Source organism: Streptococcus mitis, assembly GCF_002860865.1.
Lineage (GTDB): Bacteria > Bacillota > Bacilli > Lactobacillales > Streptococcaceae > Streptococcus > Streptococcus mitis_AT.
Genome location: NZ_PKIE01000003.1, coordinates 171,315 through 193,969 on the forward strand (window position 1 = coordinate 171,315; position 22,655 = coordinate 193,969).

18 protein-coding genes are annotated in these 22,655 nt (G+C 41.0%); 11 read left to right on the plus strand and 7 right to left on the minus strand.

The genetic code is table 11. From position 1 onward, the window contains the following. Positions 1–22: 22 nt before the first annotated feature. From CYK18_RS06875 to CYK18_RS06895, 5 genes are all read right to left on the minus strand, one after another. On the minus strand, positions 23–1,009 hold the full coding sequence (locus CYK18_RS06875) for a LacI family DNA-binding transcriptional regulator (protein WP_101785802.1): 987 nt from the start codon (positions 1,007–1,009) through the stop codon (positions 23–25). 9 nt (positions 1,010–1,018) lie between these two features. Further along, entirely contained in the window at positions 1,019–1,819 is an 801-nt protein-coding gene (locus tag CYK18_RS06880) for a DUF1189 domain-containing protein (RefSeq protein ID WP_101785804.1), read from the minus strand. Positions 1,820–2,080: 261 nt separating this feature from the next. Next, entirely contained in the window at positions 2,081–2,923 is an 843-nt protein-coding gene (locus CYK18_RS06885) for a sugar ABC transporter permease (protein WP_001065646.1), read from the minus strand. 1 nt (position 2,924) lies between these two features. Continuing rightward, complete coding sequence (locus tag CYK18_RS06890; protein WP_180948021.1) at positions 2,925–4,217, minus strand: carbohydrate ABC transporter permease; 1,293 nt, start codon at positions 4,215–4,217, stop codon at positions 2,925–2,927. A 109-nt stretch (positions 4,218–4,326) separates the two neighbouring features. Then, positions 4,327–5,598, minus strand: coding sequence for a maltodextrin ABC transporter substrate-binding protein (locus CYK18_RS06895; RefSeq protein ID WP_077804580.1), 1,272 nt, complete (start codon positions 5,596–5,598; stop codon positions 4,327–4,329). Between the two features lie 485 nt (positions 5,599–6,083). Between CYK18_RS06895 and malQ the strand changes: the two genes are divergently transcribed. The 3 genes from malQ to CYK18_RS11115 all read left to right on the plus strand — a co-directional run bounded on the left by malQ (position 6,084) and on the right by CYK18_RS11115 (position 10,450). Then, positions 6,084–7,601 (plus strand): 4-alpha-glucanotransferase, encoded by a 1,518-nt coding sequence (gene malQ / locus CYK18_RS06900; RefSeq protein ID WP_101785808.1) that lies wholly within the window; start codon positions 6,084–6,086, stop codon positions 7,599–7,601. A gap of 25 nt (positions 7,602–7,626) precedes the next feature. Next, on the plus strand, positions 7,627–9,885 hold the full coding sequence (gene glgP / locus CYK18_RS06905; RefSeq protein ID WP_000950168.1) for a glycogen/starch/alpha-glucan family phosphorylase: 2,259 nt from the start codon (positions 7,627–7,629) through the stop codon (positions 9,883–9,885). A gap of 358 nt (positions 9,886–10,243) precedes the next feature. Further along, positions 10,244–10,450, plus strand: a complete 207-nt coding sequence (locus CYK18_RS11115) for a hypothetical protein (RefSeq protein ID WP_101785810.1) — start codon at positions 10,244–10,246, stop codon at positions 10,448–10,450. Positions 10,451–10,786: 336 nt separating this feature from the next. Here CYK18_RS11115 and CYK18_RS06920 read toward each other — a convergent pair whose 3' ends face one another. After that, positions 10,787–11,635 carry a putative RNA methyltransferase gene (locus CYK18_RS06920; protein ID WP_101785812.1) on the minus strand — a complete coding sequence of 283 codons (849 nt, stop codon included), beginning with the start codon at positions 11,633–11,635 and terminating at the stop codon, positions 10,787–10,789. Between the two features lie 257 nt (positions 11,636–11,892). Between CYK18_RS06920 and CYK18_RS06930 the strand changes: the two genes are divergently transcribed. Then, the gene (locus CYK18_RS06930) at positions 11,893–12,171 is read left to right on the plus strand and encodes a DUF6110 family protein (RefSeq protein WP_000910903.1); all 279 of its coding nucleotides are present in this window, start codon (positions 11,893–11,895) and stop codon (positions 12,169–12,171) included. Position 12,172: 1 nt separating this feature from the next. Further along, positions 12,173–14,236 carry a heavy metal translocating P-type ATPase gene (locus CYK18_RS06935; protein WP_101785814.1) on the plus strand — a complete coding sequence of 688 codons (2,064 nt, stop codon included), beginning with the start codon at positions 12,173–12,175 and terminating at the stop codon, positions 14,234–14,236. Positions 14,237–14,311: 75 nt separating this feature from the next. Here CYK18_RS06935 and tyrS read toward each other — a convergent pair whose 3' ends face one another. After that, on the minus strand, positions 14,312–15,568 hold the full coding sequence (gene tyrS / locus CYK18_RS06940; protein ID WP_101785816.1) for a tyrosine--tRNA ligase: 1,257 nt from the start codon (positions 15,566–15,568) through the stop codon (positions 14,312–14,314). A gap of 141 nt (positions 15,569–15,709) precedes the next feature. Here tyrS and pbp1b point away from each other — a divergent pair, with 141 nt between their 5' ends. The 6 genes from pbp1b to CYK18_RS06970 all read left to right on the plus strand — a co-directional run bounded on the left by pbp1b (position 15,710) and on the right by CYK18_RS06970 (position 22,506). Further along, the gene (pbp1b, locus tag CYK18_RS06945; RefSeq protein WP_101785818.1) at positions 15,710–18,175 is read left to right on the plus strand and encodes a penicillin-binding protein PBP1B; all 2,466 of its coding nucleotides are present in this window, start codon (positions 15,710–15,712) and stop codon (positions 18,173–18,175) included. An 82-nt stretch (positions 18,176–18,257) separates the two neighbouring features. After that, the gene (locus tag CYK18_RS06950; RefSeq protein WP_101782293.1) at positions 18,258–19,169 is read left to right on the plus strand and encodes a DMT family transporter; all 912 of its coding nucleotides are present in this window, start codon (positions 18,258–18,260) and stop codon (positions 19,167–19,169) included. 228 nt (positions 19,170–19,397) lie between these two features. After that, positions 19,398–20,096: a 2,3,4,5-tetrahydropyridine-2,6-dicarboxylate N-acetyltransferase gene (gene dapD, locus CYK18_RS06955; RefSeq protein WP_000127443.1), complete on the plus strand. Its 699-nt coding sequence runs from the start codon at positions 19,398–19,400 to the stop codon at positions 20,094–20,096. Positions 20,097–20,163: 67 nt separating this feature from the next. After that, the gene (locus tag CYK18_RS06960) at positions 20,164–21,294 is read left to right on the plus strand and encodes an N-acetyldiaminopimelate deacetylase (RefSeq protein WP_101782294.1); all 1,131 of its coding nucleotides are present in this window, start codon (positions 20,164–20,166) and stop codon (positions 21,292–21,294) included. 11 nt (positions 21,295–21,305) lie between these two features. Then, complete coding sequence (locus CYK18_RS06965; protein WP_101782295.1) at positions 21,306–21,845, plus strand: 5-formyltetrahydrofolate cyclo-ligase; 540 nt, start codon at positions 21,306–21,308, stop codon at positions 21,843–21,845. Beyond that, positions 21,829–22,506 carry a rhomboid family intramembrane serine protease gene (locus CYK18_RS06970; RefSeq protein WP_101782296.1) on the plus strand — a complete coding sequence of 226 codons (678 nt, stop codon included), beginning with the start codon at positions 21,829–21,831 and terminating at the stop codon, positions 22,504–22,506. The genes CYK18_RS06965 and CYK18_RS06970 overlap by 17 nt, the downstream gene beginning before the upstream one ends. The last annotated feature ends 149 nt before the right edge of the window (positions 22,507–22,655 follow it).

A 22,655-nucleotide genomic window follows, 5' to 3' on the forward strand; every position in this document is an offset into this window, starting at 1 on the left:
AAAAACCAGCTCGAGCTGGTTTTTATTTTTCGATAATTTTGTGGGCGATTAACTGACGGTAACAAATTTGTTTATTGCTCTTAGCATCGTTGATAATCTGAAGAATCGTTTCAAATGATGTTCGACCAAGTTCTAGGCTATTGATATCGACATAGGCTGCCAAGTTGAGCTTGGGATTGACTGAGTCGAAGCTGAGAACAGGGACATCCAGCTGGTGTTTTGCGATGTAATCACAGACCCCTGCAGCAAGGAGACTATCAATGGTAATAATAGCGTCAATATTTGAATCGTGTTTGAAGAGAAGTCTACTAAAGCGATAACCATTATCTTCAAGAAATTCAGTAGCAAAGCAAGTCAGATTAGTATCGAGAGGAAGTTGGTGTTGTTTTAGAGCCATCTCGTAACCTGTCAGACGGTCTTGTGTTACGAAGAGTCGCTTAGTCCCTCCAATGAAGGCAATTCGCTTGCAACCTTTTTTGATGAAATACTCTGTCGCATCAAAACCAGCTTGGACATTGTCATTATCGACAAGCGGAATGAAGGGAGATAGAGATTTACCTAAGATAAGGAAAGGAAATTGCTCGTCTGCTACTAACTTAACCAAAGGGTCCTCTTCTTTGGCATAAAGGAAAATCAAACCATCCACACGTTTACCGTAAACCATCTGTGAAATAGCTTTAAGGCGCTCTTTTTCATCTTTACCTGTTGCAATCTGAATAGCATAGTGGTTTTCAGAAGCGACTTGGGCGATACCACGGAGGACAGATGGGAAGAAAGGATTTTGATAGAAGGCGTCTGAGTCGTCAGGAAGGACCAAGCCAATAACTTGGGTATAACTGCTTACCAAACTACGAGCGTTGAGGTTAGGGTGGTAATTGAGCTCCTTCATAGCCTTGCGAACGCGTTTTTTTGTTTCGTCGCTAATGGTTGATTTATTTTGAATAACACGGGTTACGGTTGAAGGCGAAACACCAGCAGCCTTGGCCACGTCTTTAATCGTAACGGGCATAAAAATCTCCTATTTATGGTAATCTGGATCACGGAAATGCGTTTTATAAAAGATAGTGACCAGATAAAGGACAAAAAGAATGTTTTGTATAGTGATGAGGTTTGACATATTTTGGCCAAATAATCCCAAAATAAGCGTAATCAGAGTTGGTAATCCTAAACAGTTCAAGATAAAATGGTAGCACTCTTTAAAGGTTTTAAATGAAAAGAGGCGTGATTTCTTAGTGATATAAAGGAGAAGACTCGCCCCTAGAGAGACGATAAAGAAATTCAAACCAAAGAGGAAGCTAGCACCGAGAACTAGGAAGAGACTGATATAGACACGATTCTGCTGGTACCAGTCTTTAGAAATTGCTTGGGTCAAGCTATCTTTACTTTTGAAACTCTCAGTATCAATCGCTCGGTAAGAGACACGGGTCAGTTCTTTACTTTCCTTGCTGATGACTAGCTCATTCGTATCGAAATGCAGTTGCAGGTCCTTAGGTAATTCTTTGCTTGGGCTTGGACCGATTACAATAGAAGGCGCTTGACTAGCTGTTCCTGTATAAGTTAATTTGCCATCAACAATTGTAGCGTGTTCAGAGAGATCCTGGACAACCTTATCTGTCAATGGTTCATAGACATTATCGATAAAGGTTTCTAGCGGATAAGTCTCCTGGGAGCTGTTTTGGATGGCAATAGGTACCATAGATAAGCTGATAAGGAAGATACTGGTAAAGAGAAGCTGAAACCAGTTGAGCCCGAAACGTTTGGACAGGGGCTTACGAAATCCCCAAATACTTGAAAAATAGGAAAATGGATATGGAAGCATTTGTATCTTTCTAAAAGGTGTTTTCTATATGAGTATTATTATATAGAGAAATGCGCTTTATTTCAAGTCTAGGAGAAAAATTGCTTGTTGCAAGAATATTATTTACAGTAGCAATCGCTAATACTCAATGAAAATCAAAGAGCAAACTAGGAAACTAGCCGCAGGCTGCTCAAAACACTGTTTTGAGGTTGCAGATGGAAGCTGACGTGGTTTGAAGAGATTTTCGAAGAGTATAAAATGAAAAAGGGTGGCGGGGATATATTATCCCTTGTCGCCACCACTTGTAAGTCCTGAAACAAAGTTCTTTTGTAGGAAGAAGAAGAGAATACAGATTGGAAGGGCGATGAGGATAGCACCTGCTGAGAAGTAGGCAATCTTCATGTTTTTCGCATTGTTAACGAAGGTTTGGAGACCAACGGCAACAGTAAAGTATTCTTTCTCACGAAGCAAGAAACTAGAGAGGATGTAGTCCCCGAAAGGTCCCATGAAGGCCCAGAGAGCTTGTACAGCAACCATTGGGCGAACAAGTGGAAGAACAATTTGCCAGAAGCGGCGGAAGTGTCCTGCACCGTCTAGTTTTGCAGATTCGTCTAGAGACATTGGCACTGTATCGAAGTAGCCCTTCATGAGCCAAGCATTCATCGGGATACCACCACCAACGTAGAGGAAGATGAGGAACCAGCTGTGGTTAAGGGCGTTCAACATAAGTGCCATAACGAAGAAGGCTGTCAAAGCGGCCATGGTTGGCACCATTTGGATAATCAAGAAGAAGACCAAACTTTGTTTACGAGCCAAGAAGTTGTAACGGCTGTAAGCATAACCAGCAAGTACGATAATACTTGTTTGAACAGCCATAGTAATTAAGGCGATAATCAAAGTGTTGAGGTACCAAGTACCGTACAAGGTTTCAGTGAAGAGGCCTTTAAAGTTATCAAAATTGAGGTCGATATTAGTATCTAGTTTAAAGGCTGAGACGTTACCTGCTTTAAAGGCTGACATGATGGTAATCAAAAGTGGATAGATAATCACGATTGATAGGCCAATTAAGTAGAGGTAAGTAAGGGTTTGAGTCAGTCTACGTTTGAGTTTAATTGAGTTATTCATCTTAGACGTCCTCCATATCAAATGCGTGTAGTTTCTTGAATGCGATCATAGAGATTGAGATGACAATGATAGAGATAATCAAGGTAACAGCTGCCGCCATTGAGTATTGAGGAGATGTACCTGTTGTCAAACGGTAGATCCATGAGATCAAGATATCGGTTGAACCAGCTCCACCTCCGACACTACCAGGTCCTCCACCATTGAAGAGGTACATGATAGAGAAGTTGTTAAAGTTGAAGGTGTATTGGCTGATCAAAGTAGGTGCCGCAACGGCCAAGATCATTGGGAAAGTGATGTTGCGGAATTTTTGCCAAGCATTGGCACCGTCAATATAAGCTGCTTCGTAAAGGTCGTTAGGGATAGATTGTAAGATACCTAAAGTCAAAACGTAGATGTATGGGAATCCAAGCCAACCTTGCATCATAATCAAGGCAATTTTTGTCCAAGTTGGATCTGTTTTCCAAGGAATAAGAGCACCATCAAGGAAAGGAAGGAATTTAGCAAAGATTGGCAAGACTTGAGTGTTGATAGCACCGACACTATCATTAAACATATTTGAGAATGTCAAGATAGTGATGAAGGCTGGGACAGCCCAAGGAAGAAGGAAAATAACACCAAAGATACGTTTTCCTTTGATAAATGGTTGGTTAGCAATGATAGCTGTGAAGATACCGATTACGATTTGTAAAGTTGAGGCAGCCAAAGCCCAGATGATAGTCCAAGAAAGAACGGAACCGAAGGCAGAACGGAAGGTACTCAAACTCCAGATGTTCGTAAAGTTCGTCAAACCAACCCAGTCCAACAATTTGTTTGGTGGCAAGTGTTGGAAGTCGTAGTTGGTAAAGGCGATCATCAAGGTTACGATAACTGGGAAGATAATCGCAAAAGTCATGGCAACATAAGATGGAATGATCAAGAGGTAAGGGAAGCCATTTTCATAGATTCCTTTGACCATTTCTTTAAAGGTAAGTGCTACTGGTATGCCATTGTTAATGTGTTTGGCAGTTGTATGTGCATCTTTGATATTTGCGAAATAAAAGAGTACATAAACAACTACAAAGATTAAATGGAAGGCACCGCGAATCAACATAAAGAGGGAATTGTCACGACCTGGTTTGTCACCAAGAGTGATGAGATTGCTCAATTCAGGGGCTGCAAGTGCTAGGAAGTAGAGGACAAATACAAAGGTTACACCAAGGAAGATAAAACCTTTGGCTTTTTGTTTATTGTAAATCTGTCCTAACCCAGGAATGATAGACAGCAGGGCTGCTTTACTAGGTTGTTGCTTTTCCATAATAACTCCTTTCATAGGATACTGGTTTCTATATAAAACCTAAACTATTTGTGTTTTTGTTGATAAATTCAAAGGGGGATTTGATTTCCACCCCCCTTGAACAAATTTCTTATTCACCAAATTTTTGTTTGATTGTTTCTTTGATCAATGTTACAGCATCGTTAGCTGCTGTTTTAGCATCTTTCTTGCCACTTACAGCATCAAAGAGCATATTTTTCGCTGGATCCCAAACTGCAGACATTTGAGAGATGTTTGGCATTGGTTGAGCGTTCTTGAACTGTTTGATAACAGCAGTTGTCAACTCATCGTTTTTACCTTCAGCGTATGAACGAGCCTCAGTGTTAGCTGGGATTTCGTTAGTCTTATCGTATAATACTTTTTGTTGTTCAGTTGAAACAAGGAAGTCTACAAATTTTTGAGAAGCTTCAAGGTTCTTAGTGGCTTGAGGGATGACCCAAGCTTTACCACCACCAAATGCAGCATATTCTTTTCCGTTTGGAAGAGTTGGGATAGTCGCAACACCGTAGTTTACTTTAGCATCTTTGAAGGCTTGAGCTTTCCAAGGTCCGTCGATGATAGCGGCTGTTTTACCTTCTTGGAAATGAGTTTGGATTAAGTTACCAGCACCTTCAGTATCTTGCATACCTTTAGGCCATTTTTCATACCAAGATTTAGCGTACTCTATACCTTTGATAGCGCCGTCGTTGGCAAGACCGATATCTTTAGCGTCTTTACCGTTTTGTCCGAATACGTAAGCGCCGTTACCAGCAAGAAGTCCGTATGCATAGTAGAAGTTTGTCCAGTCAGCTAGGAAAGCAGAAGTTTTTCCATCTTCTCCAGCGAAGGCATATTTGCTATCTTTAGCAAGGTTTTCTAAGTCAGCAAAAGTTTTTGGAGCTTCTTTTATCAAGTCTTTGTTGTAGTACATAACAAGTGACTCGATAACGGCAGGAGCACCGTAAACTTTACCATTAGCAGCTGTTACAAGAGATTTAGTTGTGTCGTCTGTTTTAGCACCATCGCTCAATTTCACTTCTGAAAGTTGTCCGTCAGAACCAAGGCTACCTACACGGTCGTATGGAGCCATCATAATATCAGGGACATTACCAGATTGGTTGTCAAGAGAAAGTTTATCAAGACCTCCTAGAGCATCACCAGTTTTAAGAGTGATTTTTACCCCAGCTTCTTTTTCATAAGCTTTAGCAACCTCTTCAATATAGCTCTTATATCCCTCGTCTACATATACAGTGAGTTCTTTCGCTTCAGATGAACCAGAATCAGCAGGCTTATCAGCAGTTTTGCTTCCGCAAGCTACCAAAAGCAAGCTAGCAAGTGTAACAGTTCCAAGCACAGCAGTGCTCTTCATGAATTTAGATGACATAGTGTATTCCTCCTAAAGAATAACAAATTTTATAATGAGGAAACGCAAACGTTTTCCTTTATGGGACTAGTATAGCACAAATAGAAAACGGTTGCAAGTGTTTTTTGTAAAAATTTTAAAAAAATTTCACGGGAATGGTAAGCGTTTTATTTGTTTGTAATAGAAGAAAAGTCGGAAAATATATTTTCATGATTTTACTGAAATTATTTAGGGAAACGATTGCCTAAATTTTGAACAAAAAATAAATTGCTCTAGACCAAAAGTAGGCTAAGTTGAGCCTTCTATTTATAGTTGAAGAAGATTTTGTAAATAGAAAAGAAAAATGTATATGTATACATAAAGAAGGACAAGTTTTTTTAAAAAAATAATCAAAAAGTTTTTTAAAAACGCTTGCAATTATTCCAAAAATAAAGTATACTTATCTTAACGCAAACGTTTGCGCCCAAAAATGAAAATTTAAACTACAAATACACGAGGTGTTGTTTATGAAAAAACGTCAAAGTGGTGTGTTGATGCACATCTCTTCTCTCCCAGGAGCCTACGGAATCGGATCGTTTGGTCAAAGTGCTTACGACTTCGTTGATTTCTTGGTTCGCACAAAACAACGTTACTGGCAAATCCTTCCATTAGGAACAACTAGTTACGGGGATTCTCCTTACCAGTCTTTCTCAGCCTTCGCAGGGAACACTCATTTTATCGATTTGGATATCTTGGTGGAGCAAGGTTTGTTGGAAGCAAGTGACCTTGAAGGAGTTGACTTTGGTAGCGATCCGTCTGAAGTTGACTATGCTAAGATTTACTATGCACGTCGTCCTCTTTTAGAAAAAGCGGTGAAACGTTTCTTTGAAGTTGGAGATGTTAAAGATTTTGAGAAATTTGCTCAAGACAACCAATCATGGCTTGAGCTCTTTGCTGAGTATATGGCTATCAAAGAGCATTTTGAAAATCTTGCTTGGACTGAATGGCCAGATGCAGATGCTCGCGTTCGTAAAGCTTCAGCACTTGAAAGCTACCGTGAGCAATTGGCAGACAAGTTGGTTTACCACCGTGTGACTCAGTACTTCTTCTTCCAACAATGGTTGAAATTGAAAGCTTACGCTAACGACAACCACATCGAAATCGTTGGAGACATGCCAATTTACGTAGCGGAAGATTCAAGCGATATGTGGGCAAATTCACATCTCTTCAAGACAGATGTCAACGGTAAGGCGACTTGCATCGCAGGATGCCCACCAGATGAGTTTTCTGCAACTGGTCAGCTTTGGGGTAACCCAATCTATGATTGGGAAGCAATGGACAAAGACGGCTACAAATGGTGGATTGAACGCTTGCGTGAAAGCTTCAAAATCTACGATATCGTTCGTATCGACCACTTCCGTGGTTTCGAATCTTACTGGGAAATCCCTGCTGGTTCCGATACAGCAGCACCTGGTGAGTGGGTGAAAGGTCCGGGCTACAAGCTTTTTGCAGCCGTTAAGGAAGAACTTGGTGAGCTAAACATCATCGCAGAAGACCTTGGCTTCATGACTGATGAAGTTATTGAGTTGCGTGAACGTACTGGCTTCCCAGGAATGAAGATTCTTCAATTTGCTTTCAACCCAGAAGATGAAAGTATCGATAGCCCACACTTGGCACCTGCTAACTCAGTTATGTACACAGGAACACACGATAACAACACGGTCCTTGGTTGGTACCGTAACGAGATCGATGATGCGACTCGTGAGTACATGGCTCGCTATACTAACCGTAAAGAATACGAAACAGTGCCACACGCTATGCTTCGTACAGTCTTTTCATCAGTTAGCTTCATGGCAATTGCAACTATGCAAGATTTGCTAGAATTGGATGAGACAGCTCGTATGAACTTCCCATCTACCCTTGGTGGAAACTGGTCTTGGCGTATGACTGAAGATCAATTGACACCAGCTGTCGAGGAAGGTTTGCTTGACTTGACAACAATCTATCGACGAATTAATGAAAATTTGGTAGAATTAAAGAAATAATACAATATCAGGAGACACCTTAAACATGTTATCACTACAAGAATTTGTACAAAATCGTTACAATAAAACCATTGCAGAATGTAGCAATGAAGAGCTTTACCTTGCTCTTCTTAACTACAGCAAGCTTGCAAGTAGCCAAAAACCAGTCAACACTGGTAAAAAGAAAGTTTACTATATCTCAGCTGAGTTCTTGATTGGTAAACTCTTGTCAAACAACTTGATCAATCTTGGTCTTTACGACGATGTCAAAAAAGAACTTGCAGCTGCAGGTAAAGACTTGATTGAAGTTGAAGAAGTTGAATTGGAACCATCTCTTGGTAATGGTGGTTTGGGACGTTTGGCTGCCTGCTTTATCGACTCAATTGCGACTCTTGGTTTGAACGGTGACGGTGTTGGTCTTAACTACCACTTTGGTCTTTTCCAACAAGTTCTTAAAAACAACCAACAAGAAACAATTCCAAATGCATGGTTGACAGAGCAAAACTGGTTGGTTCGCTCAAGCCGTAGCTACCAAGTACCATTTGCAGACTTTACTTTGACATCAACTCTTTACGATATTGATGTTACTGGTTATGAAACAGCAACTAAAAACCGCTTGCGTTTGTTTGACTTGGATTCAGTTGATTCTTCTATTATTAAAGATGGTATCAACTTTGACAAGACAGATATCGCTCGCAACTTGACTCTTTTCCTTTACCCAGATGATAGTGACCGTCAAGGTGAATTGCTCCGTATCTTCCAACAATACTTCATGGTTTCAAACGGTGCGCAATTGATCATCGACGAAGCAATCGAAAAAGGAAGCAACTTGCATGACCTTGCTGATTACGCAGTTGTACAAATCAACGATACTCACCCATCAATGGTTATCCCTGAATTGATCCGTCTTTTGACTGCACGTGGTATCGAGCTTGACGAAGCAATCTCAATCGTTCGTAGCATGACTGCCTACACTAACCACACAATCCTTGCTGAAGCCCTTGAAAAATGGCCTCTTGAATTCTTGCAAGAAGTGGTTCCTCACTTGGTACCAATCATCGAAGAATTGGACCGTCGCGTGAAAGCAGAATACAAAGATCCAGCTGTTCAAATCATCGATGAGAGCGGACGTGTTCACATGGCTCACATGGATATCCACTACGGATACAGCGTTAACGGGGTAGCAGCACTTCACACTGAAATCTTGAAGAACTCTGAGTTGAAAGCTTTCTACGACCTTTACCCAGAAAAATTCAACAACAAAACAAATGGTATCACTTTCCGTCGTTGGCTCATGCATGCTAACCCAAGACTATCTCACTACTTGGATGAGATTCTTGGAGAAGGTTGGCACCATGAAGCAGATGAACTTGAAAAACTTTTGTCTTATGAAGACAAAGCAGCTGTCAAAGAAAAATTGGAAAGCATCAAGGCTCACAACAAACGTAAATTGGCTCGCCACTTGAAAGAACACCAAGGTGTGGAAATCAATCCAAACTCTATCTTTGATATCCAAATCAAACGTCTTCACGAGTACAAACGCCAACAAATGAACGCCTTGTACGTGATCCACAAATATCTTGACATCAAAGCTGGTAACATTCCTGCTCGTCCAATCACAATCTTATTTGGTGGTAAAGCAGCTCCAGCCTACACAATCGCTCAAGACATTATCCACTTGATCCTTTGCATGTCAGAAGTTATTGCTAACGATCCAGCAGTTGCTCCACACTTGCAAGTTGTTATGGTTGAAAACTACAACGTTACTGCAGCAAGCTTCCTTATCCCAGCATGTGATATCTCAGAACAAATCTCACTTGCTTCTAAAGAAGCTTCAGGTACTGGTAACATGAAATTCATGTTGAACGGAGCTTTGACTCTTGGTACTATGGACGGTGCTAACGTGGAAATCGCTGAGTTGGTTGGCGACGAAAACATCTACATCTTTGGTGAAGATTCAGAAACTGTTATCGACCTTTACGCAAAAGCAGCTTACAAATCAAGCGAATTCTACGCTCGTGAAGCTATCAAACCATTGGTTGACTTCATCGTTAGCGATGCAGTTCTTGCAGCTGGAAACAAAGAGCGCTTGGAACGTCTTTACAATGAATTGATCAACAAAGACTGGTTCATGACTCTTCTTGACTTAGAAGATTACATCAAAGTCAAAGAGCAAATGTTGGCTGACTACGAAGACCGTGACGCATGGTTGGACAAAGTTATCGTTAACATTTCTAAAGCAGGATTCTTCTCATCTGACCGTACAATCGCTCAGTATAACGAAGATATCTGGCACTTGAACTAATACTCTTCGAAAATCTCTTCAAACCACGTCAGCTTTATCTGCAACCTCAAAGCAGTGCTTTGAGCAACCTGCGGCTAGCTTCCTAGTTTGCTCTTTGATTTTCATTGAGTATAAGATACAAAATTTATACTAATACATTTTGTAAAAAAGCGAGTTTCGATTGAAATTCGCTTTTTTAAATGTTGTGGATTTTAGTCAATCCTGTCTAAAAATAGGGAAATCCTAGATACAGTGAAGGATTTAAATGCTGGTTTTTACGGTCTTCAACCTCATGCTTCTTCGTAGTTGATTACCTCATATTTCTTGCATCCGTTTACATCAAGTATTATAATATAATTGTAGGAAAGAAGGTGTTTTTATGTGGAAAAAATATTTTTCAAAATATAGATGGACTGATTTATTTTGGATTTTATTTATCATTTTGACCTGCCTCTATATAGGTAATCACGATTTGTTTCCTCTCAATCATCAAGAATTCTCTTTTCGTGGTAGCATTTGGGGTCTGGTACTGGCCTTATATCACTTATTGTTCATTGATAAGTTTGTTATCTCGAATCGAAAATAAAGTTTAGGGCTATGCTTAGCTGTGTACCTTTATTGATTTTTGGAGGAAGCTTTTGTCTCTATTATTTATTATTTTAAATTTGTTTATCTTGTACAAGATCTATTCTTTGAGACGGGAGAAATCGAAATATTTGATTTATACGGCCTATATCATATTTGGGGTAAATGTAATATATGGTATTCAATGGCTATTAAGAGAACTGATTTCAACTATTTCCCCTTAATGTGTAGGGAAACTATAACAAAACGCATAAGATTAAGGTTTTGTGTCCTGTTCTTATGCGTTTTTGTAATATTGAAGATTTTCGGTAAGTTTTATACCTTTGGGAAGTCTAGTTTAGAATGCTTTCCCAACCAGAACCTCAGCTTCAATGGTAATTTCTGTCAGTTGGCTCCAGTCAATCTTGCTCTGGTCGATGTGAAAGAGTAGGGGCGTCATGCTGAGTAGGGCTTGAAGCTGCTCTGTTGTGATAGTCTTAGTCAGAGAGACCGTTTGGTTAGATAGGATGGTAAAGTATTCTTGGAAATGATTTTTGATATCTTGGTTAGAATAATCCTTGTTTGTCAGTTGGTCTTGTACCTTCTGGCGAATTTCTTTGAGGTGATTTTCCGTTGGAATAACCTTTATCAAGATACCGTCTTTGGATAAAACGCGACGAAATTCTCCATAGTTGGCAGGTGAGAAGATATCAAGTAGGATATCCATGCTGGCGTCTTTTATAGGAAGTCGTGCCAAGTCGCCAACGAACCAATTGACTGCCCAGTTGGCTTCACTTTTAGCAGCGATTTGGACAGAATCTTTGGAAATATCAAAGGCATAGAAGGTTTTGTCAGGATGACTTTCTTGTAGTTTGCGAGAATAGAATCCTTCACCACAACCGATATCTAAGACTGTGGTGCTAGTTTCTGAATTTGCTAACAAGTCAGATACAGCCTCTAAGATAGCGTGGTAAAAGCCAGATTCTAGGATTTGTTGGCGGTTTTGAAAGTTTTCCTTGTCGTAGTTGGCAGATTGCTTAATTTGAGGGGCTAGATTAACATAGCCGAATTTCGCCAGGTCAAAAGAATGGCGATTGTTACATTTGAGACTGTTCTCTAGCAGAGTCAGATTTTCTTGACAGATAGGACAGGAAAAGGCAGTCGCAGAAGCAAAACGCTGAAGTTTGGGTTTGAGATTTGTATTCATAGTTTAAGTGTATCAAAAGAGGCAAATGAAAGCAACTTTAGGAGTAAGTAGATGGGAGATTCAGTAGAAATAAAACTAATACTCTTCGAAAATCAAATTCAAACCACGTCAACGTCGCCTTGCCGTACTCAAGTACAGCCTGCGGCTAGTTTCCTAGTTTGCTCTTTGATTTTCATTGAGTATAATTCTCCAATTTATAAAATAAAATTGCTTTTATATCTAAATTGCTATATAATAATGATAAGGAGGAAATAAGTATGTTAAAAGAAGTATTGAGCGTCGCAAAAGTTGCGAAAAAATCATCACTCTTTTTGGGTGGTGTCGCATTTGGTACCCTTGGCTTGAAAATCTTAGCAAGTAAGGAAGCTAAAAAAGGTTATTCTAAAGCCTTGGCTAAGGCTTATAAGTTAAAAGACGAGCTAGATGCATCTGTTTCTGTTGTGAAGCAACATGGAGACGATGTCTTGCAAGATGCCAAATATTTGTACGAGCAAGAGAAAAAAGAAGAGCAATTAGATAGCCTTATAGGAGAATAATATGTCTTTTAAAGTGCTACATAGAGGATACCAACATATCCGACTATCATCTTCTTTTTCACTCACCTTGGATATTCAAGACTATCTTCGTTCCTTGGCGAGAGATGAAAAGGGGATTGAGTCTATCCAGTTTTACATGGATCAACAGCACTTTACTCTACGTATAAAAGAAGGCTTTTCTGTATTAGATAATGCAGAAGCCTTTTTAAAAAGAATTGATAAAGGGAAAGTTTCTGAGTTGATGACTCTTCCCATTCGTAGAGAAGAGAGTGCTTATTCTATTGTTTCAGGTGCAGCGATTAAGCGTATACTTTTTCGTAGTTTTGTGCCGTATCCTATTCGCTATATATGGACTTGTTATCAGGCCTTTGGCTATATTAGAGAAGCCTATCAAACACTAGCGCGTAAGGAACTAACGATGGAGGTTTTGGACTGTTCGGCGATTTTATTGTCCTTGTTTATGAACCAATCCAAGACAGCTAGCAATATCATGTTTATGCTTGATTTGGGGAATCATTTAGATCAGTGGTCCTTGAAAAAAACGGCAACAGATTTAGAACAAAGCCTTCTTGCAAAAGAGAGCGATGTATTCTTAGTGCAGGGCGATACGGTCGTTAGTATCAAGAGTTCCGATGTTCAAATAGGAGATGTCTTGGTTCTATCTCAAGGAAATGAAATTCTGTTTGATGGACAAGTAGTTTCAGGTTTAGGTATGGTCAACGAAAGTTCCTTGACGGGAGAGAGTTTTCCAGTTGAAAAAAGAGAATCTGATTTGGTTTGTGCAAATACAGTATTAGAAACTGGAGAGTTACGTATTCGTGTAACCGATAATCAGATGAACAGCCGAATTTTACAACTGATTGAGTTAATGAAGAAATCTGAAGAACACAAGAAAACGAAACAACGCTATTTCATCAAAATGGCGGACAAGGTCGTCAAATATAATTTCTTGGGGGCTGGGCTAACTTACCTATTGACAGGTTCTTTTTCGAAGGCTATTTCTTTCCTATTAGTCGATTTCTCCTGCGCTTTGAAAATTTCTACTCCGGTAGCTTATTTGGCAGCTATCAAGGAGGGGTTGAACCGTGAAATGGTGATTAAGGATGGAGATGTTCTGGAGAAATATCTGGAAGTTGATACCTTCTTATTTGATAAGACTGGGACAATCACAACTAGCTATCCTATAGTTGAAAAGGTGTTGCCTTTTGGGGACTACAGTGAGGAAGATATTCTCAGAATCAGTGCCTGTCTTGAGGAACACATTTATCATCCTATTGCTAATGCCATCGTCAAGCAAGCTGAGATAGAGGGGATTGAACATGAGGAAATGCATGGGAAACTCCAATATATCGCAAGCAAGGGGATTAAATCTCATATAGATGGCCAACCAGTTCTTATTGGGAATTATGTTTTGATGCAGGATGAGCAAATTCATATCAGTTCAGAACAAAATGCTTTAATTGAAGAGTACAAGAGTCACTACAATCTCTTATTCTTGGCTTATCAGAATGAATTGATTGGAATGTTCTGTATTCATACTCCTTTGAGAAAAGAAGCAAAAGCAGCCTTGGAGAAACTTAAGGCACAAGGGAAAAAATTGATTCTGGCAACAGGGGACACCATGGTTAGGACAGAGGAATTAGTCAAAGATTTGCCCTTTGATCAGGTCTATACAGACTTGAAACCTGATGGGAAATTTGAGTTAGTAGAGGAACTGCAGAAAGCAGGTCACACTATTTTGATGGTTGGGGATGGGTTGAATGACTCAGCGGCTCTAACCCTATCAGATATTGGTGTGGTGATGAATGAGAGTGCAGATATTTCTAAGCAGATGAGTGATATCTTATTGTTAGATAATCGTTTGGATTTCTTCCAAGAGTTGGATTGGCTATCATCATCTTTGCAAACACTCATCAAGAAGAATATTCAAGATACCGTTGTCGTAAATAGTAGTTTGATTGGCTTTGGATTGTTTAATTGGCTCAGCCCTTCAAATCTTTCTATCTTACATAATCTAACAACCTTACGCATAGTCCTGCGTAGCCTGTCTATTAAGGCTAGATAGATGTGGTTATCAACAACAAAAAGGAGTTACCTTTCTCGAGGTTAACTCCTTTTTTATAGGTAAATGTTGAACAGCTTAGTAAGTCAATACAAAGTATTTTTTCTTACCGCGACGGATAACAGTCAGTTCATTCTCTAACTTATCTGCGTCACTCAAGACATAGTCAAGGTCTTGGATGCGGCCGCCGTTGACGTAGATAGCTCCGTTTTGGACGTCTTCACGGGCTTGGCGTTTTGAGTTAACCACACCAGATGAGACGAGCAGTTCCACGATATTGTGATTTTCATCTGCTTGAACTTGGTAGTTTGGCACTCCACGAAGTCCTTGTTTAAGCTCTTTAACAGAAAGGTTTTTGATGTTTCCTGCAAAGAGTTGCTCAGTGATGTTGAGGGCTTCTTTGTAGGCTTCTTCTCCGTGAACAAGTGTTACGACTTCACGAGCCAAGACTTTTTGAGCCAAGCGTTCGTGTGGAGCCGCTTCAAACTGTTTACGGATGTCTTCAATCTCATCAAGTGACAAGAAAGTAAAGATCTTCAAGAAGCGAACAGCGTCTGCGTCCATAACGTTCATCCAAAATTGGTACATTTCGTATGGAGAAGTCTTTTCAGGATTGAGCCAGACTGCGTTTCCTTCTGATTTACCAAATTTCTTACCAGTTGCATCTGTGATCAATGGAACAGTGATTACATGGCCAGTCTTGTCAGCCTTACGACGAAGCAATTCGGTACCAGCTGTCATATTTCCCCACTGGTCGGAACCACCGATTTGAAGAGTGACATTATGGTCTTGGTTAAGGACAAAGAAGTCATAACCTTGCATGATTTGGTAAGCAAACTCAGTGTAAGAAATTCCTGTTTCGATCCGTTTTTTAACAGACTCTTTACTCATCATGTAGTTGACAGTAAAGTATTTTCCGATATCTCGGAGGAAGTCAATGAAGCTGATGCTGCCAAACCAGTCGTAGTTGTTGACCATGACAGCTTTATTTTCGCCATTTTCAAAGTCAAGAAAACGAGAAAGTTGTCCTTGGATAGACTTGACCCAGCCATCTACTGTGTCTTTTGTTTGGAGACTACGTTCAGCATCTTTGAAGGACGGATCTCCGATGAGACCTGTAGCACCGCCAACGAGCGCATAAGGTTTGTGACCTGCTAGCTGCAAGCGACGACTTGTCAAGATTGCGACAAGGTGGCCTAGGTGAAGGCTGTCAGCAGTTGGATCGTAGCCAGTATAATAAGAAACTTGACCTTCTTCTAGGGCTTTACGCAAAGCTTCTTCATCAGTCGTTTGAAAAATCAAACCACGCTCTTTTAGCTCATCAAAAATGTGCATGTGTCTTTTCTCCTTTTTAAAATTATTGTTTCTAACTATTGTATCACAAACTTGGGCAATAGCCTAGCAGAATAGGGAAGAAAGTGGCTATTTTATTGAAAGTTTCCCTTTTGTGGTATAATAGATAGAGTGAGGAAATCCATGCAAAATCAATTAAATGAATTAAAACGAAAAATGCTGGAATTTTTCCAGCAAAAACAAAAAAATAAAAAATCAGCTAGACCTGGCAAGAAAGGTTCAAGTGCCCAAAAATCTAAATCCTTAGAGAAGCCAGCCATTTTTCCAGCTATTTTACTGAGTATAAAAGCCCTATTTAACTTACTCTTTGTGCTCGGTTTTCTAGGAGGAATGTTGGGAGCTGGGATTGCTTTGGGGTACGGGGTGGCATTGTTTGACAAGGTACGGGTGCCTCAGACAGAAGAATTGGTACATCAGGTCAAAGATATTTCTTCGATTTCAGAGATTACCTATGCGGATGGGACGGTAATTGCTTCCATAGAGAGTGATTTGTTGCGCACTTCTATCTCATCTGAGCAAATTTCGGAAAATCTGAAGAAGGCTATCATTGCGACGGAAGACGAACACTTTAAAGAACATAAGGGTGTAGTGCCCAAGGCGGTGATTCGTGCGACCTTGGGGAAATTTGTAGGTTTGGGTTCCTCTAGCGGGGGGTCAACCTTGACCCAGCAACTGATTAAACAGCAGGTGGTTGGGGATGCACCGACCTTGGCTCGTAAGGCGACAGAGATTGTGGATGCTCTTGCCTTGGAACGTGCCATGAATAAGGATGAGATTTTAACGACATATCTCAATGTGGCTCCCTTTGGCCGAAATAATAAGGGGCAGAATATTGCAGGAGCTCAGCAGGCAGCTGAGGGGATTTTCGGTGTAGATGCAAGTCAGTTGACTGTTCCTCAAGCAGCATTTTTAGCAGGACTTCCACAGAGTCCCATTACCTATTCTCCTTATGAAAATACTGGAGAGTTGAAGAGTGATGAAGACTTAGAAATAGGCTTGAGACGGGCTAAGGCAGTTCTTTACAGTATGTATCGTACAGGTGCCTTAAGCAAAGACGAGTATTCTCAATATAAGGATTACAATCTTAAACAGGACTTTCTCCCTTCAGCTACAGTCACAGGTGTGTCACGAGGCTATTTATACTTTACAGCCTTGGCAGAAACTCAGGAACGTATGTATGATTATCTAGCTCAGAGAGACAATGTCTCCGCTAAGGAGTTGAAAAATGAGGCAACTCAGAAGTTTTATCGCGATTTGGCAGCCAAGGAAATTGAAAATGGTGGTTATAAAATTACTACTACCATAGACCAGAAAATTCATTCTGCTATGCAAAATGCAGTTGCTGACTATGGCTATCTTTTAGACGATGGAACAGGTCGTGTAGAAGTAGGGAATGTGCTTATGGACAACCAAACAGGTGCTATTCTAGGCTTTGTAGGTGGTCGCAATTATCAAGAAAATCAAAATAATCATGCCTTTGATACTAAACGTTCGCCAGCTTCTACTACCAAACCTTTGCTGGCCTACGGTATTGCTATTGACCAGGGCTTGATGGGAAGCGAAACGATTCTATCTAACTATCCAACAAACTTTGCTAATGGCAATCCGATTATGTATGCTAATAGCAAAGGGACAGGAATGATGACCTTGGGAGAAGCTCTGAACTATTCATGGAATATCCCGGCTTATTGGACCTATCGCATGCTTCGTGAAAAGGGTGTTGATGTCAAGGGTTATATGGAAAAGATGGGTTACGAGATTCCTGAGTACGGTATTGAGAGCCTGCCAATGGGGGGTGGTATTGAAGTCACAGTTGCCCAGCATACTAATGGCTATCAGACCCTAGCAAATAATGGTCTATATCATAAAAAACATGTAATTTCTAAAATTGAAGCAGCAGATGGTAGAGTGGTGTATGAGTATCAGGATAAACCGGTTCAAGTCTATTCAAAAGCTACTGCGACAATTATGCAGGGCTTGTTGCGAGAAGTTCTGTCCTCTCGTGTGACAACAACCTTCAAGACGAATCTGACTTCTTTAAATCCTACTCTGGCTAATGCAGATTGGATTGGGAAGACTGGTACAACCAATGAAGATGAAAATATGTGGCTCATGCTTTCGACACCTAGATTAACCCTAGGTGGCTGGATTGGGCATGATGATAATCATTCATTGTCACGTAGAGCAGGTTATTCTAATAACTCTAATTACATGGCTCATCTGGTAAATGCGATTCAGCAAGCCTCCCCAAGCATTTGGGGGAACGAGCGCTTCGCTTTAGATCCTAGTGTCGTAAAATCCGAAGTCTTGAAATCAACAGGTCAAAAACCAGGGAAGGTTTCTGTTGAAGGAAAAGAGGTAGAGGTCACAGGTTCGACTGTTACCAGCTATTGGGCTAATAAGGCAGGAGCGCCAACGACCAGTTATCGCTTTGCTATTGGTGGAAGTGATGCGGATTATCAGAATGCTTGGTCTAGCATCGTGGGGAGTCTACCAACTCCATCAAGCTCCAGCAGTTCAAGTAGTAGCTCTAGCGACAGTAGTAACTCAAGTGCTACACGACCTTCTTCTTCAAGGACGAGACGATAAGTTCTATGAACTGTGCTAAATGAAGTGGCTAATCAATTGATTGCCACTTTTTTCTTTTTCCCTTTCGTGTTACAATAAAGGTATGAATCAGTATCAGAAAAAGATTATTAAAGGAACCATTTATTCGCTTCTATCCGGCTTGATATGGGGAATCTGTGGAATTTTAGGAGAATATTTCTTTACTCATTATCAAGTGTCCTCTGGCTGGATTACCTCTATGCGTTTGACACTGGCAGGGAGTCTTGTGCTCATTTGGTCTGCAATGCAATTAAAATCGCAAGTGTTAGATATTTGGCGAGATAAGAAAAATTACCTGCCCTTTTTAGCCTATGCTATTTTGGGGATTTTTTCAGTTCAGTATTTTTTCTATCTCTGTGTAGAATACTCAAATGCAGCGACAGCAACTATTTTACAGTTTATCAGTCCTGTTTTTATCCTCTTTTACAATCGCTTGGTTTATCAAAAACGAGCGTCAAAAAGTGCTATTTTCTATGTTTTGATTGCCATGCTGGGCGTGTGCTTGATGGCGACAAAGGGAGATCTCTCTCAGTTATCTATGACTCCGCTAGCCCTTATAACAGGTTTGCTGAGTGCCATGGGGGTCATGTTTAATGTTATCTTGCCCCAGCCTTTTGCGAAGCGCTATGGTTTTGTACCCACGGTTGGGTGGGGGATGATTTTGGCAGGTTTATTTAGCAATGTCCTCTCGCCGGTTTATCAGCTTTCCTTTGCTCCTGATATTTGGAGTATCTTGATTTGTCTCATTATCGCTTTCTTTGGAACGGCTTTTGCCTTTTTTATTTCCATGAAGGCTGTTTCCTTGGTTTCTCCCTTGGTGGTTTCCGTTATCAGTGCCAGTGAACCTCTCTCTTCTGCTCTCTTGAGTGTTTTGTTCTTAGGATTGGTAGTGGATTGGTCCCTTCTTCTAGCTATGGCCCTGATTATTTTACCCATGATTTTCCTATCGATAGAAGAAGCGAAAGAAAGTAAATAAAAAGTCTTTTCTTAATTCTAAAAGTGTGCTATACTAGAATAGTCAATAAAACACGGGGAGATAGTTGTGAAGAGTGTTTTTAGGTTGTATCGGTAGGGGCTTGCTTTTACCGACAGCACGTTTTATCTCACATCCCTAAAAATCATACCTAAAAACAAACAAAAAGGCTTCAAATTTGAGGCCTTTTTTGGTAGAATAGGTATCATTAAAATGAACTAGGAGGCGCCTATGACTGCCACAAAAATGAACGCTCAAGAAATTATCCAATTTATCGCCAATGCTGAAAAGAAAACCAGTGTTAAGGTAACCTTTGAGGGAGAACTCGCAACTGCTGTACCAAGCTCTGTTGTCAAACTAGGGAATGTCCTATTCGGAGATTGGAAGGACGTGGCTCCGCTTCTCGATGGTTTGGTAGAAAATCAAGACTATGTTGTTGAGCAAGATGCTCGTAATTCAGCAGTTCCCTTGCTAGACAAACGTGCTATCAACGCTCGTATCGAGCCAGGTGCTATTATCCGTGATCAGGTTGAAATTGGTGACAATGCTGTTATCATGATGGGAGCCGTTATCAATATCGGTGCTGAAATCGGTGCAGGAACCATGATTGACATGGGGGCTATCCTTGGTGGCCGTGCTATTGTTGGAAAAAACAGTCACGTTGGTGCAGGTGCCGTTCTTGCAGGTGTGATTGAGCCAGCTAGCGCAGAACCAGTCCGTGTTGGAGATAATGTTCTTATCGGCGCTAATGCAGTGGTTATCGAAGGAGTCCAAATCGGTAGTGGTTCAGTTGTCGCAGCAGGAGCTATTGTTACCCAAGATGTTCCAGAAAACGTGGTGGTGGCAGGTGTTCCAGCTCGTATTATCAAAGAGATTGATGCCCAAACCCAACAAAAAACAGCGCTAGAGGATGCGCTTCGTACCTTATAATTGTAAAAGTAATAAAGAGGCGGAACCCTTCTTCCAGCCTCTTTCTGCTATATCGGAGGATAGATAGATGTTAGATTTGATTCAGACTAGACGAGATTTGCACCAGATTCCAGAGATTGGCTTGGAGGAGTTCGAGACTCAGGCTTATTTGCTGGATGTAATTGAGAAATTGATTGAAGGTAAGGAATTTGTTCAAGTTCGTACTTGGCGGACAGGTATTTTGGTTTATTTGCAGGGAAGTCAGCCAGAGCGGACCATTGGTTGGCGAACAGATATTGATGGCCTGCCTATCGTCGAACAAACAGGCCTTCCTTTCGCTTCCCAGCACCAAGGTCGTATGCACGCCTGTGGCCATGATTTCCACATGACTATTGCTTTGGGCTGTCTTGAGCGAGCCCTTGAGGAGCAACCAAAGAACAATCTGCTCTTTCTGTTTCAGCCTGCTGAAGAAAATGAAGCTGGTGGCATGCTCATGTATGAGGATGGCGCTTTTGGAGACTGGTTGCCAGACCAGTTTTATGGACTCCATGTGAGACCAGATTTGAAAGTCGGCCAGATTGCGACTAATACTCATACACTCTTTGCAGGAACTTGCGAGGTGAAGATCCGTTTCAAAGGCAAAGGTGGCCACGCAGCCTTTCCACATGAAGCTAATGACGCCTTGGTGGCGGCTAGTTACTTTGTTACCCAGGTGCAGTCAGTTGTCAGCCGCAATGTTAACCCAATCGAGGGAGCAGTGGTGACCTTTGGCGTTTTTCATGCTGGAACAACCAACAATGTTATCACAGACACAGCCTTTTTGCATGGAACCATTCGGGCCTTGACTCAGGACATGAGTCTCTTGGTTCAAAAGAGGGTCAAAACAGTTGCAGAAGGGGTTGCAGCTGCCTTTGATATGGAAGTCGAAGTGGAACTCAAACAAGGTGGATACCTACCTGTTGAGAACAATCCAGCCTTGGCGCGTGAACTGATGAACTTCTTTGAAGAGAAAGACGGAATCGAGTTGATTGATATCGAGCCTGCTATGACAGGTGAAGACTTTGGTTATCTCCTTTCAAAAGTTGATGGCGTTATGTTCTGGCTTGGTATAGATAGTCCCTACGCCCTTCATCACCCTCAGATGAGTCCTAAGGAAGAAGCCTTAGCCATTGGGGTAGATGCGGTCTCTAGTTTCCTGAAAAAGAAGGCAGTAGAGTAGAGGGCTTGTCTATGAAATCGGAATTACGCAAGCAAGTCTTGCACGAAATGAAGGCTATCCCTCGAGAGCAAAAACAGTTTATAGACCAAGCTTTAACTGAGCGACTTTTACAACACCCCTTTTACCAAGAAGCCAAGGTCATCGCAAGCTACCTCTCTTTTCCTCATGAGTTTCAAACTCAGGAACTGATTGACCAGGCGCTGAGGGACGGCAAGAAGGTTCTGATACCCAAAACTTATCCCAAGGGGCGCATGGACTTTGTAGTCTATAATCCGCAACAACTAGCCAAAACTTCTTTTGGCTTACTGGAACCACAGGGAGATTTGGAAGTGGTGGCTGCATCTCAGATTGATTTGATTCATGTTCCTGGCTTGGCTTTTACGACGGAAGGATATCGGATTGGATACGGTGGAGGTTATTATGATCACTATCTGAAACATATTACTGGTCATACTTTGAGTACGATATATCCTTGTCAAATTCAGGACTTTAGCCCTGAAAATCATGATATTCCTGTTCAGGAGGTACTGATTGATGAAAGAAATCTTTGATAGGCGTTACCCTGTGACGAGTTTCTTCCTCTTAGTGACGGCCTTGGTATTTATACTAATGTTGGTGACCACAGGAGGAAACTTTTACAGGGCAGATACCCTATTTCGATTTGGAGCCATGTATGGGCCTGTCATTCGTCTCTTTCCTGAGCAGATTTGGCGTCTCTTCTCTGCTATTTTTGTTCATATTGGGTGGGAGCATTTCATTGTTAATATGCTTTCGCTTTATTACCTTGGTAGGCAAGTAGAGGAAATTTTCGGATCCAAGAAGTTTTTCTTTCTCTATCTCTTATCTGGAATGATGGGCAATCTCTTTGTTTTTGTATTTAGTCCCAAATCCTTAGCAGCAGGAGCCTCGACTTCTCTCTATGGGCTATTTGCTGCAATTATTGTTCTTCGCTATGCAACGCGTAATCCTTATATCCAGCAGTTGGGGCAATCCTATCTGACACTTTTTGTGGTTAACATTATTGGAAGTGTTCTGATTCCAGGAATCAGTCTAGCAGGTCATATCGGAGGTGCAGTTGGTGGCGCATTTCTAGCAGTTATCTTTCCAGTTAGAGGAGAAAGACGGATGTATAGCGCTAGTCAAAGACTGGTAGCGTTAGTCTTGTTCGTAGGACTCGCAGTTTTGCTTTTCTACAGGGGAATGGGATTGTAATGACTAATATGTAAACTTGAATAAGAAAAAAGCTACTTAAAAAATGAGTAGCTTTTAATGTGTTTTGGAACCATTCGAAACAACACAGCTCTAAAACTGAGCTAGAACTCCAGGAGATCGCAGTTGAGTTTTGGAACCATTCGAAACAA